This window comes from Bacteroides sp. (assembly GCF_030151085.1).
Lineage (GTDB): Bacteria > Bacteroidota > Bacteroidia > Bacteroidales > Bacteroidaceae > Bacteroides.
The window spans coordinates 20,461-38,540 of record NZ_JASLER010000054.1; the positions used below are offsets into that span (position 1 = coordinate 20,461).

The following is an 18,080-nucleotide window of genomic DNA, read 5'->3' on the forward strand; positions in this document are numbered from 1 at the left end:
TTACATTATCGGATTAATAAACCGTTTCCATATTTTCTGTACTCCATTGATCCGCCCATCGAATGAGTGGTTGGTCTCCATGAAACTCAATCGGAAGCCATATATACCGGGAATTAATTAAATCCGTTTTGTTCCATCGGTCGAACATAGCTATGTATTGATCGGGCTTTCCTTCGACAGGAAGTACATAGGTACTTTGAGCATAGAATGTTTTATCAGCCTCACGCCCCATACAAGGATTATCTTTTAGTTGCCAAACTCCCATTATTGAATCAGCAACAGCCCATTTAGCCTTATTAGGGTCCCATCCGCTACAACCGGATGAAATCATATAGTAGCGACCGTTTCTTTTGAATACAGCAGGAGCTTCCCGTGACTGTCCGATGAATCTACGGACATAAATCCCTGACGGTTTAGTATAATCATCACTCAGCAGACTGATGTATAATGTTCTATTCCATTCTGATGAACAGATATGATAGGTTTTGCCATCTTCATCTTTAAAAATGGTTTGGTCTCGGCTATCTGCTCCGTTCGGTTTAAAAGAGCCCAAATATGTGAACGCTCCTGTTGGGGAATCAGAGATAGCTACTCCTGCATGAGCTTTTTCGTAGTCAGGGCTCTCAATATGCATCCACATTACAAACTTACCGGTTTTCTCGTTATAAATAACTTTCGGACGTTCTATTACCTGCGAAGGATGAAGATCAGAATTCGGGTCATTGTCTACAGTAGACAGTACTTTGCCCTCAAATGTCCAGTCGGTCAGGTTCTTGGAGGAATAACAAGATACTCCTCCGGCTTCGGCCCGCCAGCACTCCCAAGACTTAACCCAGTCTAAGCAATAGGTGGAATCTCCTTTCAATTCACCATACCAATAATAAGTTCCTTTGTGAAAGAGGAAACCACCTCCATGAGCATTTATTTGATTGCCTTTAGTATCTTTCCATAAGCTACCGGATACTACAATACCACTTCCTTGTTTTACAGGATTTAGTTTATTTATTGTTTTGATTGTGATTGACGCATCCTGCATGCCTTCAGCAGAAACTTTCAAAGTTATTTCACCGGCAGTACCATCAGGCTGTAAAATAGCCATAGCTTTTCCTCTAAAAGTGGCGGGAGACACAGACCGGAAACTTTCCATATCCGTAGGACAAGCGTTCCCCGAGCCACGCAACACACCGTTTCCTTCAACTTTTAAGGTTACCTTTTGGTCGGCATCAGGCACTACTCTACCTTCCTTATCTACTAATTCAATAGTTATATAAGCTAAGTCGTCCCGGTCGGTACGGATCGCTTTACGGTCTGCCACCAAGCGTATTTGTGTAGGAGAACCGGTGGTTTGCAGAATGGCACACGATGACTCAATGCCTTCATAGGTGGCAACAGCTTTCAACTCACCCGATTGATAATTAACGATGAATGTAGCCGTATAATCTTTCTGAGATGAATCCTTTTCATCTAGCAGTTTTCCGTTAAGATAAAGTCTTACTTGGGGTGCACGGCTGTAGACATTCACTTTTACGGGTTTACCTTCTAAACCTTTCCAATTCCAGCTAAGAAGCTCATTCTTCCAGCCCCAATAACTTACATCTTCCACTTTCCCAGGAGCAGGCAGGGGTTGCACGGCTACGGCTATTTCCCGTTCTTTCCAAATGATATCCCTGTAATAGGATTGAGGTTTCTTCTCACCGCAAATATCAATGTCTCCACACCAGGCATTGTACCAGGGCCAGCCCATGAATTGCGGATTCCTCTCGCCTTTATTCAGTTCCATAGTATGTCCTATTCCTGCTTCACCTAAGTAATCAAGGGATGTCCAGACAAAATCACCTATAATATACGGATGCTTTTCTACCAGATTCCAATTAACAGCGGCTTCCTGTGCCACGGTTTCACTGCCGTATATCACGCGGGTGGAGTCTTTCTGATGATCGTTCTCGTATTCGTACCACATATAGTTGTAACCTGTTACATCGAGATGTTGCATGGCTTTAGCGGCATCTTCTTTCCATTTCATCTGCGGATTATCCCAATAGTCGTTGATGGCTGCTGTTACGGGGCGTGAAGGATCTAATTTTTTCACGATATTCCTTAGCCTTTCTGCAATCTTTATGCCGGCATCATCTGAGCGTTCCTGTATTTCATTTCCTATACTCCACATAATGATAGACGGATGATTCCGATCTCTCAATACCATGGAAGAAATATCCTTTTCATTCCATTCGTCAAAGAAACGATGGTAATCTTGCGGATTTTTTTCTTTTTGCCAATGATCAAAAGCCTCATCAATGACCAGCATACCTTGTTCGTCGCAGGCTCTAAGGAAAGCTTCCGCTGGTGGATTGTGTGCACATCGAACGGCATTATATCCATTAGCTTTAAGTAGTTCAACCTTACGTTCTTCCGCTCTGTCCAGAGAAGCTGCACCCAACAATCCGTTATCATGGTGCACGCATCCTCCCTTTAACTTTAGTGGTAAACCGTTCAGTTTAAATCCTTCTTTAGCACTAAAGGAAAGGGTACGGATACCAAAAGGAATAGAAATACGGTCTAATACATCTTGCCCTGAACGAATACAAATTATCGCTTCGTATAAATAAGGAGTATCAACCGACCATAACTTAGCATCCTCAACAGGCATAGAGATGGAAACTGCTTGTAGACTTTTTGCATCTATATTCACTACTTGCTCCTTTATACCTACCTCTTCGCCTTCGGAAGAAATTAGGGTGATAGTCATGATGACTTCTTTACTTTCCGCATGTTCATTCAAAACGTCCGCATCTATTGCTAACGTTGCTTTGTTTCCGGAAAGTTCTGTAGTGCGCACGGCTACCGCCCATTCATCCAAATGCACAGGATCTGTTTTCATTAACCACACATGGCGATAAATGCCGGATCCGGCATACCATCGTGAGTTCTTCCCTTCATTAACTACTTTTACGGCAATTGTATTGGTTTCGCCTGCCGGATGGCAATAAGGAGTAATATCACACCTGAATGATGAGTAACCGTAAGCATTAAAGTTCACTTTTTGTCCGTTAACCCACACTTCGGATTGGGCATACACTCCTTCGAAATAGAGTGAATGAAGTTTGTGGGCATCCTTACTACTGATGACAAATGTCTTTCTATACCAACCTTCACCACCTACAGTTTGTCCGGTAGCGAAGCCTCCGGCACTCTCTTTGGAAAAAGGGCCGATAGACATACTGTCTGATTGCGCCAAAGGTTCTACACTCCAATCATGCGGCACGTCTAGTACACGCCATGCCGAATCATCAAAATTCTCTTTCCAGACTTCTTCCATCGTGCCTCGATAGAATTTCCAATCTTGGTCTAGGTTGACCTTACGATCGAAACAGTCTGTGTTTGGGTTACATGCTGTTACAACCAACAAGCCTGCAACGGCAAATATATATCGTTTTATTAATGCTTTCAACTTCATATAACTTCCAAGTTTTCTTTAAGAAAAAAGACTACAATTAATCGTTTTGTATCTATTTGATTATAAGTTCTTTATAAATTCACTAAAAAGCGAGTGGAATTTTACTAAATCTTAGGGAACGATTTACTAAAACGTTGCCTGTTTTTTAGTAAAAAAGGACTCGAATATTTTAAGTAATTCCTATTTGTTTACATTTAGCTACAATTACCAGCTATTAAAACTTCGCATTTACCGAAAGAAGCTATATATTATCTAACTTTTCTGATTAATCGTAACGCTTGCCGCAGGAAGTCCCTGCACTTTTGCTGTTATTATAATCTTGCCGGGTAATTTACCGGAGCGTATTACCAATAAATTGCTTCCGCGCCAAGTTTTCCGTCTGTTTGCAACAAAACTCTCCACACTCATCGGATTGGCATTGCCTACTCCTTCGATGGTAGCGTCGCCTGCGATGGAGAATTCCACCAATTCTTCTGCCAGTTGGTTACGAACACCTTTACGATCTACCAACTCTACAGTTATATAACTTAAGTCATTGCCATTGGCCATAATTTCCGTTCTGTCAGCTGATAGGTTGATCTTTTCGACTTTGCCAGAACTTTCCAGTGTTGTGTCGTACGATTTTCCGTTTTTGTCGTAGCTTATTGCTTTCAGTACTCCATAAGCGTAAGAAACTTTCCAAGCTAATACATTCTTCTTGTCGGCAGTATTTGTTTGCATTCCTAAGGATTTGTCATTCAAGAAAAGCTCTACTTGCTCACAATTGGAATATACAGATACCATCAGTTCCTTTCCTTCATATCCGGGGAAATTCCAATGGTCTACTACATCAGGAAAATCCCATATACTCCAATCTGCCTTATCAGGATTCAAAGGAAAAGAAGGACTGGGGGGCGTTACAACGATATGAGATACCGGATTGTCACTCCAAAGCGTTTCACGCAAATAGGATTGCGGGCGGCGTTCTCCTGAAAGATTCAAGTCTCCGCAATTAGCATGGTTCCAAGGGAAGATACGTTTGTCAAGGGGATAGCCGCACCAACCGATACTTGCTTCGCCGATATAGTCGAAAGCAGTCCAGATAAAATCACCGATAACCCATGAATGATCTTCTACTCCTTTCCAGTATTCGTATGCTTGGGAAGCGTATGACTCTGAGGCGTATATGATGCGTTCGGGGCAGCGTTTGGCATCCGAATCATAACGGTTCAGGCAGTAATTATAGCCACAAACATCCAATGTATTCAGAAAATCATCTGTTGCATCGACTATAGAATTAACACCGGCTGTAACGGGACGGGTGGCATCAAGTGTCTTTACGTAAGCAGTCAGTTCCTTGCATATATTTACGACTTCAACTGTTTCTTTGTCTTTGATTTCATTGCCAATACTCCACATGATGACACAAGGGTGATTACGGTCACGGGCAACCATGCTGTGCATATCACTTTGCCAGCAGTCATCAAAATAGTCTCCATAGTCACCTTTGTAATGACCGTGACGCCACATATCAAATGCTTCATCAATGACCAACATACCCAAACGGTCGCAGGCATTAAGCAGAGCTGTTGATGGGGGATTATGTGACAAGCGCAAAGCATTAAAGCCAGCTGCTTTCAACAATTCAATCTTTCTTTCTTCAGCACGGTCAAAAGCTTTTGAGCCTAAAAGACCGTTATCATGGTGAATACATCCACCTTTGAGTTTCATGGTCTTTCCATTCAATTGAAAACCTTTTTCAGCACTGAAAGCAATATCGCGTACACCTATTGAAATCGATTCTTCGTCTATAATCTTACTATCTTGCATCAGTCGGTTCACTACTTTATATAAATAGGGCCTATCAACAGACCATAATTGTGGTGAAGAGATTTCCAATGTTTGTTCAGTTTTTACCTTCTCAGTACCATTCAATGTAATTTGTTGTTCCTTCTGAACTACTGTACGGTTATCTTTATCTAAAATTTGTGTGTGTATTAAAAGTTCTCCTGTTAACTTTTCCTTATTAATCAAACTATTTTGTATTTGCACTTCTGCTTTGTCTTCTGAAACAACGGGAGTCGTGACAAATGTACCCCAGTTCTCGAAATGCAATGGACTAGTTATCTTTAGGAGAGTATGTCTGTAAATTCCAGAACCAGTATACCAGCGGCTATTCATTCCTTCATTCTTTACGCGAACAGCAATCAAGTTTTCTTCGCCAAAGCGTACGTTATTTGTTATATCCACTTCAAAGGCTGTATAGCCATAAACATGCTTGGCTACATGATTACCATTCACCCAAATGTCAGCATTCATATAGATGCCATCGAAAGCAACAAATATACATTTTCCCTTTTCTGCTTCGTCCATATAGAAATACTTTCTATACCATCCTGTTCCACCAACAGTAAAGCCTCCCGAGACCTCGGTAACCGCATTGGCATCAAAAGGAGAATCTGTTCCGGGAATATTTTCAATGCTCCAGTCGTGGGGAAGATTCAGTTTACGCCATTGCGAATCGTCTAAACCCGTTCCTTCTCCTTCTGCTATATCACCACGATGAAACAACCAGTCTTCATCAAAAGATTGTTCACGAAGCGTAGTTGCTTTTTCATTGCAACTTACCAATCCCAATATCAGTAACCCAAATAGCAGGCTGTATATACTTTTCATAATTTCATTTTTAGCAAAATAAAGGCCGACTTTCAGACAAGATTTTCTTCCGGTCAGCCTTTATCTGGAATATATTTTAATTATTTACCACCCCATTCAGGTGCTTGAACCAAGGCTCTGTTATTATCTAATTCCTTCTGTGGAATAGGCCATACATATCCTCTGGATGAATCGAAGATATGAGAACCTGCACCGCCATCTGCACGACATCTTGCGTAAGCCTGCTCCATTTCTTTCCAACGCATCAAATCAAAGTATCTGCATCCTTCCAAAGCCAATTCAACTCTTCTTTCGTGCTTGACTACATTAAGTAACTCATCGTAAGAGAGATTTGTCCCTTCCGCATCTTTCACTTTCGGCATCATAACATCTGCACGTTGACGAACTTGGTCTACTAACGACATAATTTCATCTTTATCTGTATTCTGTTTAGCCAATGCCTCAGCACGCATCAACAATATATCAGCATAGCGAATGACATACATATCTTGATTATCGGGTCCCCAGGTTGTCGGTTGATTCTGATACTTACGCATGAACATTTGGAACGGGCTATTCCAAGTCCACCAAGCATCACTTACTTTTCCTTGATAAGAATCACCGTTCTTTGTCATTAAAGTATACGTTAAGCGTGGGTCGCGAGTAGAATCATCGTTAGGGTCATAAAGACCGGAAGCTGTAATAGGCTTTCCATCTTTACAGTAGAAATCATTAGCTAAGTTCGGATAAGGCAATTGCCACTCCATCGGATAGCCATAGTTATAAGTCAAGAAACCTCCTTCACCATTTGATTGATCGGTATTCTTAAAGCGAATAGCGAAAACAATTTCCTTGCTAGCACAGCCTGCTTCTGAAAACAGAGTACTGTAATTAGGATCTATCTCATATTGGTTCAATCCAATAACTTGCTGGGCAGCCTCAGCAGCCTCTTTATACATCTCGTTGTATAAGTAAACACGAGTCAGTAATCCCAATGCAGCACCTCTGGTAGCACGGCCTCTATCGGCAGAGACTGGCAGCATACCTTCAGCTGTAATGTCTTTCAAATCTTTGATAATATCATTTATAATGTCTATTTTTTGCGACTTGGGCACTTGGCTCGTTTCAGTAGTCAATACATTGAATACTTTAGGAACATCGCGGAACAAACTGGTTAAATGATTATAGAACAAAGCTCTGATAAACTTAGCTTCACAAAGAATGGTGGTACCCGCTTCTTTACTTATTTTATTAGCTTCAAGCATTTGCGGAACTTTCTCGATGACATTGTTGCATCGTGCAATACCTGCATAAGAGGCATTCCATACTCCTTCGGCAACAGATGAAGTAGGACTCATGGTATTAGTTGTAATTACATCGGGACCTACCCAAGGAATCCAAGCAAAGTAACCATTATCTGTTGCAAATTCCAATTCGCGTAAACTACAAGTCTTTCCACCCGGCCAGCAAAATCCAAGGCTACCTTCACTCTGCAAGGCATCGTAACAACCTACCAACGCTTTGGTTGCATCGGCTTCTGTATTCCAAAAATTACCATTAGACAATTCAGACAAAGATTCGCGGTCCAAGAAGTCTGAACAAGAAAAGAGGGAAAAGCCTAATGACAGAATAATTAGATGATATATCTTTTTCATAATCTTCTTTATTTAAAATTATAATGTAATATTTAAACCGACCGAGAAGGTCTTGGCATTGGGATAAGCATGACCACGGGTATCGCTACCATACTTTTCAGGATCGTAATCGTCAATGCCGGTGATGGTAAAGAGATTCTGTGCCGAAACATATATTCTGAGACGCTCCAGTCTAGCTTTACGAATCCACTCCGATTTAAAAGAATAGCCTAATTCAATATTTTTTAAACGCAGATAAGAAGCGTCTTTCAACCAGAATGAAGAAGGTTGACTATTATAGTCACCATTACCCAAACGAGGGAAATTTCCATTAGGATTAGCTTTCTCGGAATAGCGGTCCAGGAAGATGGTAGTAACATTGCCCGAAATAGTAGGATAATCCATTACAACACGGTCTACACCGGCTACACCTTGGAAGAAAGCAGAAAAATCAAAACCTTTGTATCCGGCATTCAAGCCAAAGCCATAAGTAAAGTCGGGAAATGGATTTCCAATCACTGTACGGTCGTAAGTATCAATAACTCCATCAGGCTTACCGTCAGCACCACTGATGTCTTTATAGCGAATATCACCCAACTTCAGGCCACCACCACCGAGTATGCTTTTTTCGTTAGCTTCGTCCACCTCAGCTTGTGTACGATATAAACCGTCGGCTACATAACCGTAGTATGAATTAATAGGATGTCCTTCCAAATTGATAGACCAATCGCTAATCCAGGATTCCTTACCATGCAAATCCAGGATTTCATTTTTCACCTTACTGAGGTTGATGTTCGCACCGAATTTCCAGTCACCCCATTGGTCATTATAACCTAATGCCAGTTCCCAGCCTTCGTTCTTTATGGATGCAGCATTTACATAAGGTTCGGTAGAGATACCCACAATTCCCGGAATAGGCAATTGTAGCAAAATATCAGAAGTCTTTTTATAGAAATAATCGGCAGTAAAGGTAATCTTGTTATTTAAGAAAGCGGCGTCGATACCTATATCTGTAGTGGCAGTGGTTTCCCATTTAATATCAGGATTGGCTAAGGAAGAGATAGCTACACCCGAAACTTTTTTATCACCCCATACATAGTTATTGCCCAAACCAATATATTGTGCAAACGGATAGTAACCTATTTCCTGATTACCCAGTTTACCCCAGCTACCTCTCAACTTCAATTGATTGATAAAATTAACGTTCTTCATGAAATCTTCTTGAGCAATATTCCAACCTACAGATACTGAGGGAAAATAACCAGTACGATTCTTCTTTGGTATTCTGGAAGACTCATCACGACGAAGGTTGAATTCTGCTAAGTAACGATCCTTGTAATTGTAGTTCACACGACCGAAGAATGATCTTAAAGCAGCCTCAGCAGCATTTCCTTTCGCAGAAGTGCTTAAAGCTCCATTCAGTACAGAAAGATTATTACTAGGAAGATCTTCACCGGATGCGGTTGTTGAACGGAAATCATTGTATTGGTTGGATTGTCCTAGTAAAAAGTTGAAAGCATGACCATTTACAGCAAAATGATAGGTAATAAGATTCTCGTTGATCCATTGAGTTTCGGTGTAGTAAGCATCAGTCATATAATTCTTTCCACTACCACCTACGGGCTTACCATAAGAGTCGGTCGGAATATATGCCGGATCAAAACCTACACTGTTCCATTGGTTATACTGATAAGCGAAACTTGTCTTGATAGAAAGGTTTTTAATCGGTTCTATCTCCAGGAATGCCTTACCGTCAAAACGACTGTGTTTTGTTTTAGAAGTTACAGAAGTAGCGTAAGCTGGATTTTTGATAGGCTGCATTTTATCGTTACCATCTACGAAGCCCCATTCACCATTATTATATTGATAAGGTACCGAAGGACGGGAATGCCACTTCATCTGTTCGAATACATAGTAAGTACCAATGGTAGGTTCTTCTACTTCTTCATGATTTCCCGCAACGTTTAATCCTAGAGTAATCATGTCAATAAACTTGCTATCCGCATTCAGACGGAAATTAAAACGGTCGGTACTTGTACCTTTCATAATACCATCTTGACCTACATATCCTATAGAGCCCATGTAATGTGAGTTTTCATTCCCACCCGACATAGACAAATGGTGAGTTTGGATAGGTGCTGATTGGAAAAGTTTATCAGACCATCTGGTGTTGGCAAATAAATTAGGTTTGGATCCGTCTTTCATTTGCTGAATCATTTCGGGAGTATAGTTCGTTGATGGATCTCCCATAGCCTCATTCTGTTCATTATAGAGAGTTGCCCAATCCCATGAATTGATATAAGTAGGTAGAATAGTTGCCTTCTGAATACCATAAGAACCACTATAAGATAATGTCTTCTTATCCGCATTACCGCGTTTAGTTGTAATAAGGACAACGCCATTAGCAGCACGAACTCCATAAATAGAAGCCGAGGCGGCATCTTTTAAAACAGATATGTTTTCAATATCATTGGGAGCAATGCTACTTAGACTTCCCTCAACGCCATCAATTAATACCATCGGATTGCTGTCACCAAATGTATTTATACCACGAATACGGATTTCAACATCTCCTTCAACACCGGGTTGTGCCGAAAAGGAACTAACCGTAACACCACTCATTCGTCCTTGCAGCAAGCTTGATGTATTAGATGCAGGAATATCTTTAATATCATTCACTTTTACGGAAGCTACGGCTCCTGTAAGATTTGCTTTTTTCTGCGTACCGTAAGCTACCACCACAACTTCGTCTATCAATTCCGAACTTTCTTTCAGAATAATATTAACCTGTTGATTTGCCCGAGTCACTTTCACTGTTTGTGATTCATAACCTATATAAGAGATTATGAGATTCTGACCTACTGAGGCCTGAATAGAGAAGTGTCCGTCTACATTTGTAATCAGACCATTCGTGGTTCCTTCTACCATAACAGAAGCACCGATGATTGCTTCACCGGCAGCATCTTTCACCGAACCTTTTACAGTTGAGGTTTGTTGAGTGATGGCTGATGCAGACAATCCGGAATCTTTTTCTGTTGATGCATAGGAGAGAGTTACTCCACCAAGAAATAGCAATCCGAAGATGATTCGTTTTTGCAAAGCATGTTGTTTATTCATAATATTGAATTTAATAGTTATCGATACAAAAGTCTATGTTTAATGGCAAACAGGATAACACAAGAATGCAAATGAATAACAAATTCCTATATTCAGTACAGAAAACAGGAATTTGTTATCAATCGGTACGATTTTTCTATTTTTAATTGGCTATGCAAGACAGAGAACAAGCTATTTTTTCTACTTTTGACTTTAGAATTATACCTATAATACTATGGCAAACTTAAATTGGCTTTTTAACTTTTTCCTGTTACTTTTCTTATATGGATGTGGCTTTCCCAGTACTAAACAAGATGATAAAGTACTGCTCATTTTAGATACGGACTTAGGTCCCGACTATGATGATGTAGGAGCAATGGCAGTAATGCATGCGCTAGCAGATAGCGGATATGTGGATATACTGGCTACCGTATCTTCTAATAAATCGGAATTGACCGTTCCCTGCATTGAAGTTATCAACACTTTCTTTAATCGTCCCAATATCTCTTTAGGAGTAGCTAAAAGCAAAAATGCCGTAACATTGGAGTGCCCGCATGAAAGAAAATGGACCGAAGACTTGCCTCAAAAGTATACTCATCGAACAGCAAAATCTTCCGATGCACCCGATGCAGTCAAAATATACCGTTCTGCTCTGTGTACACAACCCGACAGCAGTGTTACTATCTGTACGATTGGCGCTTTCTCTAATTTGAAAGAACTACTACAATCAAAAGGAGATGAAGTTTCAGCTGAAACAGGAACTGAACTTGTAAGAAGAAAAGTGAAACGATTGGTATCTATGGCAGGTATGTTTCCTGAAGGACGGGAGTATAATATTTATTGTGATGCTTCCTCTTCTTCATTTGTCGCAGAGCATTGGCCTACAGAAATAGTTTTTTGTGGATTTGAGATTGGCTATAATATTATAACCGGTCGTTCAGTAAGTCAAATGCCGGTAGAAAATAATCCTATAAAAGATGTATTTGCCTTAAGTATGTCACAAGGTGAGCCACAGGGTAGATGGAGCTGGGATCAAGCAACTGTTTGGGTGGCAATCAAGGGGATTACACCTTATTATATAGGCGAGCATGGCACCATTTCCATAGATTCTACAGGTAATAACACTTGGGAGGCGGCGAAAGCAGGAAAGCATATTCGCTTAATAGAATCATGTCCGGCAAAGGATATGGAAGTTCTCCTTGAAAAATATATGATGCATTGCCCTAAATACTAAGATTATGAGAAAATATTTACTCGTTTTATTCTGCTTTAGTTTTACCTATATCGCTAATGCCCAAAAACTACTGCACTATGATTTGGCAGATGGATTGTCAAGTTCTGAAATCACATCTATTTGTGAGAATGACCATTATATGTGGATTGCTACCGAAGATGGTCTTAACCGTTTTGATGGACACCGTTTCAAAGTCTATAAATCAGGAAAGAACACAGTTAATAGTTTAAAGAACAACAATATAGAAACACTATTCCTTGACTCAAAAGGATTACTTTGGATTGGTTTCAAAACGGGAGGAGTAGATATATACAACCCACGTACAGATCAATTTGTACACTTAAGCGAATGGACCTCCGAACCAATTCCTAATCGAATAATCTCAATATTTGAAGACTCAGCACATAACATATGGTTGGGGAGTTGGGAAGAAGGTGTCTGTAAGTTGACCCCTGAAAACGAAGAAAGGACTCGTTTTAAAGTAGAGCGAAGTCATTGGAAAACCATCGTATCCAGTTTTGTAGAAAAGCCCGAAGGATATATATGGGTAAGTACCTATACCGGACTTATCATGTATGATTCTCGAAAGGACGAATGGACAGGCATAGGTTCCAAAGATCAAACAATCACTGAAATACATGATACAGGAGAAAAAAACACACTCTATTATTCTTCATGGGACAATGCACTCTATGAGTTAATTTGGACCAATCATCCCGAGAAAGCTCAAACCATCAGGTTACATAATAGCAATGTACCTATATATCGTATAGAAGGCGAAGAAAATAAGCTCTTAATTGGTACTTGGGGAGAGGGATTGAAAGTCTATGACAAGAAAGAACGGAAGATATATCCGTTGCCAGGTACCGAATATTTAGGCACCACTTTTATCAATGCTATTTATAAAGATAGCCTTGATAATACTTGGATAGGCTCATACGGGAAAGGACTTTATAAATACTCACCTACGGATCAAGGGATTAATCAGCTGCTTTCCATCCAAAAAGCTCATTCGCCTATTACCTCAATAGCCTTATTACATGATAAAATTCTATTAGGAACTTTGGGAGATGGTATGTATCATTACGATATGCGAACATCAGTTGAGAAAGAATGCTATAAGAGTAATGACAAGTTCAAAGACCATATTCTGTCCATCAGTCAGGATGATAATATTACTTTAGTAGGACATGACGGAATAGGTTTACTATATTCTTTTCAAGATAATCAGAACCAAAAAACTCAGTGGAAAGAATTTGTAGCAAATAATGAGTTGGAAAAGATCACTGCCTTCCATATAAGTAATGCTAAGGTATGGATTGGTACTAAACAAAACGGATTGATGTCTGTATGTCTGGATAGAGAGAATCGACAGATAAAGAATTATGTTCATTATGATTCTTTTAGTCGGGACAGGATAAATGCTATCATTCCTTATCAAGATAACCAGTTGTTTATAGCCTCGCACAACGGCCTCTCTATTTTTAATGCTTCCGATCAGGTTACATTGAAAGATAAAGTGATAGATAACGAGATAGTATATTCCATCATAGAAGATAAAAGAAATAAATGTTGGTGGATAGGGACTTCAAATAACCTATTAAGAATGGAGCTGCGCAGCGACTCCTTACAAGTATCTACAGCATTTCCTACCTATCCACTACCGCAAGGAGCTATCAAATCATTGCTTCTTGATGCTAATGATAATCTTTGGTTCTTTATTGGAGAAAAGATGTTTTGCTACGTTAGTAGCGAACAACGAATCTGTGAACCTAATATCAGTTATTGGGGAAACTCTTCTATTCTTTCGGCTGAAAAATTCATGTATGGGGGCAAAGAATATATTCTGTTTGGTAATACAGAACAATTGATGACGGTAGATGTGGAGAAAGCTTTGCAGCAATTTGATAAAACGAAACTCTTACTCACTGATTTAGAAATAAATCATAAGAAAATACACGTTGGAGATACAATAGACAACCGGGTTATTTTAAAAGAAAACACAGAATATATCCCTTCAATCACTTTATCCTATACTTCTAAATGGATATCTTTGTCTTTTACAGAAATAGGTGAAGCCAACTACCGCAACCGATACTTGTATCGAATGAAAGGGTTCACCGATACTTGGCAATATCTTGATATATCCGTTCCATTGACTTTTTCACAACTCAATCCTGGCACGTATACACTGGAATTGATGAAGTATAGCGAAGAAGCGGGTAATAAACCTTGTTGGTCCATGTCTATCATAGTAACTCCTCCTTGGTGGCAAACATCATTATTTTATTTTTTTCTGTTCTTAATCATTCTATTGAACATTGCAATGCTTATATACATAATCATCCGACATTACAGGAAAAAGAGCATACAGAAGATTCAAGAAATGGAAAACCGGCAGAAAGAAGAATTATTGAAGGAAAAAGAAAGTTTCTTTGAGAGTCTGGGGCATGACTTGATTACTCCGCTATCTCTCATCCTCGCACCGGCAAATGACATGTTGCGTGAAACCAAAGAGGATGATATCCAACATGAAAGGTTAAGCATTATCACAAAGAATGCTACCTTCTTATCTGATCTGTTTACTACTATACTTGACTTTAAACGAGTGGAGTTCTCGGAAGTAAAGATTAATAATAGGATGGTAGAAATTGTTTCGTTCTGCCGTATCATTGTTAATGCATTCAATTATTTATCGCATTCCAAAAACATTCAGCTTTCTTATCAGGCAAATGTACCCTCTACCTATATATCAATAGATAGTGTTAAGTTTGAACGGGTGCTCTATAATCTGTTGAGCAATGCCATCAAATACACTCCAGACAACGGAAGTGTTTCTGTAGTATTGGAGTATGCAGAAGAACAGTTGTCTGTTTTTGTAAAAGATACTGGACCTGGTATCAATCAACTATATCAGGCCAATGTATTCAATAAATTCTACCGTGAACCACAGTACAATCAAGAAAACACCCCTAACGGACTAGGGATAGGACTTTATGTCGTAAAGAAGTTCGTTTCGATCATGAACGGTGAGGTTACTATTGACTCACAACCTGGGCAGGGTACTACTTTTTGCATCAAGTTACCGCTGGAAAAGGCTGAACAAGCAGAACTGATGATTACAGAGCTTAAAACGCCTACCACCAATATAGAAAATAGTGCTACCATTCTGTTGGTAGAAGATAATGAACAAATATTGAAGTATCTTTCGGGAAAGCTGGCTGACTATTTCAGTGTAGTAACAGCTACCAATGGCGAAGAAGCATTGAAATGCGTCGATGAATATCTTCCCGAAATAGTTATATCTGATATCATGATGCCCGGAATGGATGGCTTAACGCTTTGCCGCCGGATAAAGGAGAACTCTCTCTATGCTGATATATTTGTAATCTTACTGACTGCCAAGACTTCCTCTGAAGATGAGCGGAGGGGCTACAAAGAGGGAGTCGATATTTACATCAAAAAGCCTTTTGACACAGAGGCCTTGATTAATCAAATCATGAATATTCTGAATACACGTCAAAGGAGAAAGGAATTACTACTGAAAAGCTTAATTGCCAAAGATAGTGATGATATTGAATTTAACTCCAAAGAAGTATTTTTGCAACAAGCTATGAAGGTGATTGAAGAGAATCTGGAAAAAGCAGACTTCAATATCGAAGAATTTTCTGTAGCAATGAATATTAGCAAGACTGTTCTTCACAAGAAGTTCAAGATGCTTATCGGGCAGTCTCCCAACCAGTTTATACGGGCTATCAGACTTCGCAAAGCCTCAGAATTACTAATTAAGAGCGATCTGTCCGTCGCAGAAATTGCTTATCTGACGGGGTTTAATCAGGCTCATTATTTCATTAAGTGCTTTAAAGAAGTATACAATGAAACACCTAAAAACTTTAGAGACTTGAAAAAACAAAATAATAACTAACCTGAATTCGACATAAGCAATGATCATTACTGAATGATATTAAATTAAATGAGAATGGCACATCGTTGTGCTTATCTAAAAAAGTTGCCACCGGGAAGGATGGGATTCCCCGGTGTCGGAGGCAGTGTTCCTCGGTGCCGAACCCCTCGTTCCCCGGTGCCGGAGAAATGCACTCTTCAGAAGGTATTCCGGGCAGGTTCAAATTCTTTCCCGTTATACACACTTATCTCAAGCTTAGATTTAAAAAAGGGATGTCTGAAATGAATTCATAGACACCCCTTTTGTTTGTTACTACTATTTCTTAACGAGGGTATTCTACCTCATACAAATTCAGTCTACAATATTGACTATTTCCATCTACAGTGGTGCAGCTAATTTCTAAAGGTTGGTTACCCTTTACGTCATCTGCTAAAATTTCGGCAACAGCCCATGACAGACCGCACCAAATCATCTTATCATGTGATTTCATTATTGGAAGTAAGCGTTTGCCTTGTCGTACTTCTATATTAAAAAAACGGCCCATTTTTATTCCCGATGGTGGAGCACCTCCCCATGAGCGAAATGCTTTTCCCTGTTCGTCTAACTGCTGAAATAATATACGCACCGTCTTTCCTGCTGAAGGGGTGTAATGGGCTTGCAAAGTATGTTCATCTTTCTTTTGGACATTGATTTCTACTTGCTGGATGGTTTCTGGTATGATAATGTCTTTTTCAATACCCAAGTCATAGGGGGAAGTATTGAATTTGCCAAAACCGATAACTGCCATTTGTTCCGGTCCTAATTCTATACTATCTCCTTTTAAAACGGGTATATAACCATTATCTCTGAAAAGGATCCGTCCTTCTCCTATAGCTTCCGGCAGGATAAATTTGGCTTTACTTTGTGAGGCATTGACTATTGTATAAAGATTGCCTCCATCGGTAGAAGCCATATATCCGTATGGCAACGCTTTACCCGGTATAGAACCAAATGCGGAAATGCGTCCGTATTGCTGTACATTCAAGTATAGCCGTTGTACTTTGCTCATCCAGCGGACCTCTTCGTCACTTAGCAAATCAATGTTTCCATGACATACATTCAGCCAACCGCCACGTGCCATAGTCAAAATCATCATTCCTTTCCAAGCATTCAATGCTCTGTTATAACAAGTACCTGTGGTGCCAATCATGAAGGCGCAATTGTCTATGCGTTGAATAGGAAGTCCATTAAATAAATATTGGAAAGTCATGTGATCTGAATACAAATCTTGCGAACGCCAAAAGTTCATCATAGGAACATCCGATAATCGGGGATCACCGCAATACATCGTATCAAATATTTCCAGCCAACGCAGGTCTACAGTCTTGTGAAATGGCGTAACTGTATTTTCCATATCCCCTCCAAATCCATTATATCCGATGAAAAGTACATCCGGATTCTTATAACGAAATTCCTTGATGGCTAATATAAATGCATTTCGGTTCTGTTCCTCTATCTCAGAAGGTAACATAGTACATTTGACCTCAGGTGTTGCTGCATCAAAGTAGGCAAAATCAAATTTAAACATCTTAATGCCCATATCGGCATACATTTGCAACGTTTCCATCAAGTGAGACAGATACCCACCTCTGAATAAGCATAATGTAGTTCTCTCTTCTGATACAGAACCTTCCCATTCGGGAATAGGTTTCATCGTGGTTGCCGGGCCTCCTATACGCAACAGGTTGGTGGAGAACCATAATCCAGGTTTGATATCTTCTTTTTTGCAAGCTTCTAACCAACGTTTAGGACCTTCGGGCCAACGATCCGACCGCCACTTGCGATACCCTTCGTTTACATCGAACCAGAAAGCATCCATCATATAATAATCTACTTGTACACCTAAGTTCTTCAAGCGTACAATGTGCTCCAACTCTTTCATAGCCAATGCTTCGTCCAATGGTATATTATCAGACAATTCATCATAAGCAGACCAGTTGTTGTAAACAAACAATGGTTTATCAAGCCGTGCGGCTTTGTTTTTATTCCATGCACTAAATTCATTCTGTGCCAAACAAAGGGAGAACGTACATAGCCATAGTAGTAATACACTGATTATACATTTCTTATAAAACATATTTTTTT

General features: G+C 39.8%; 7 protein-coding genes. 2 read left to right on the forward strand and 5 right to left on the reverse strand.

Annotation, left to right across the window (positions count from 1 at the left end):
* Nucleotides 1-13: 13 nt before the first annotated feature.
* From Q1W14_RS10590 to Q1W14_RS10605, 4 genes are all read right to left on the reverse strand, one after another.
* Nucleotides 14-3,454, reverse strand: a complete 3,441-nt coding sequence (locus Q1W14_RS10590; protein ID WP_300701374.1) for a glycoside hydrolase family 2 TIM barrel-domain containing protein — start codon at nt 3,452-3,454, stop codon at nt 14-16.
* A gap of 252 nt (nt 3,455-3,706) precedes the next feature.
* The gene (locus Q1W14_RS10595; RefSeq protein WP_300701375.1) at nt 3,707-6,109 is read right to left on the reverse strand and encodes a glycoside hydrolase family 2 TIM barrel-domain containing protein; all 2,403 of its coding nucleotides are present in this window, start codon (nt 6,107-6,109) and stop codon (nt 3,707-3,709) included.
* 80 nt (nt 6,110-6,189) lie between these two features.
* Complete coding sequence (locus tag Q1W14_RS10600) at nt 6,190-7,743, reverse strand: RagB/SusD family nutrient uptake outer membrane protein (protein ID WP_300701376.1); 1,554 nt, start codon at nt 7,741-7,743, stop codon at nt 6,190-6,192.
* Nucleotides 7,744-7,761: 18 nt separating this feature from the next.
* The gene (locus Q1W14_RS10605) at nt 7,762-10,839 is read right to left on the reverse strand and encodes a TonB-dependent receptor (RefSeq protein WP_300701377.1); all 3,078 of its coding nucleotides are present in this window, start codon (nt 10,837-10,839) and stop codon (nt 7,762-7,764) included.
* A 214-nt stretch (nt 10,840-11,053) separates the two neighbouring features.
* Between Q1W14_RS10605 and Q1W14_RS10610 the strand changes: the two genes are divergently transcribed.
* On the forward strand, nt 11,054-12,052 hold the full coding sequence (locus tag Q1W14_RS10610; protein ID WP_300701378.1) for a nucleoside hydrolase: 999 nt from the start codon (nt 11,054-11,056) through the stop codon (nt 12,050-12,052).
* A gap of 4 nt (nt 12,053-12,056) precedes the next feature.
* Nucleotides 12,057-15,977: an ATP-binding protein gene (locus Q1W14_RS10615; protein ID WP_300701379.1), complete on the forward strand. Its 3,921-nt coding sequence runs from the start codon at nt 12,057-12,059 to the stop codon at nt 15,975-15,977.
* Nucleotides 15,978-16,278: 301 nt separating this feature from the next.
* Here Q1W14_RS10615 and Q1W14_RS10620 read toward each other — a convergent pair whose 3' ends face one another.
* Nucleotides 16,279-18,072, reverse strand: coding sequence for a hypothetical protein (locus Q1W14_RS10620; RefSeq protein ID WP_300701380.1), 1,794 nt, complete (start codon nt 18,070-18,072; stop codon nt 16,279-16,281).
* Between the last annotated feature and the right edge of the window lie 8 nt (nt 18,073-18,080).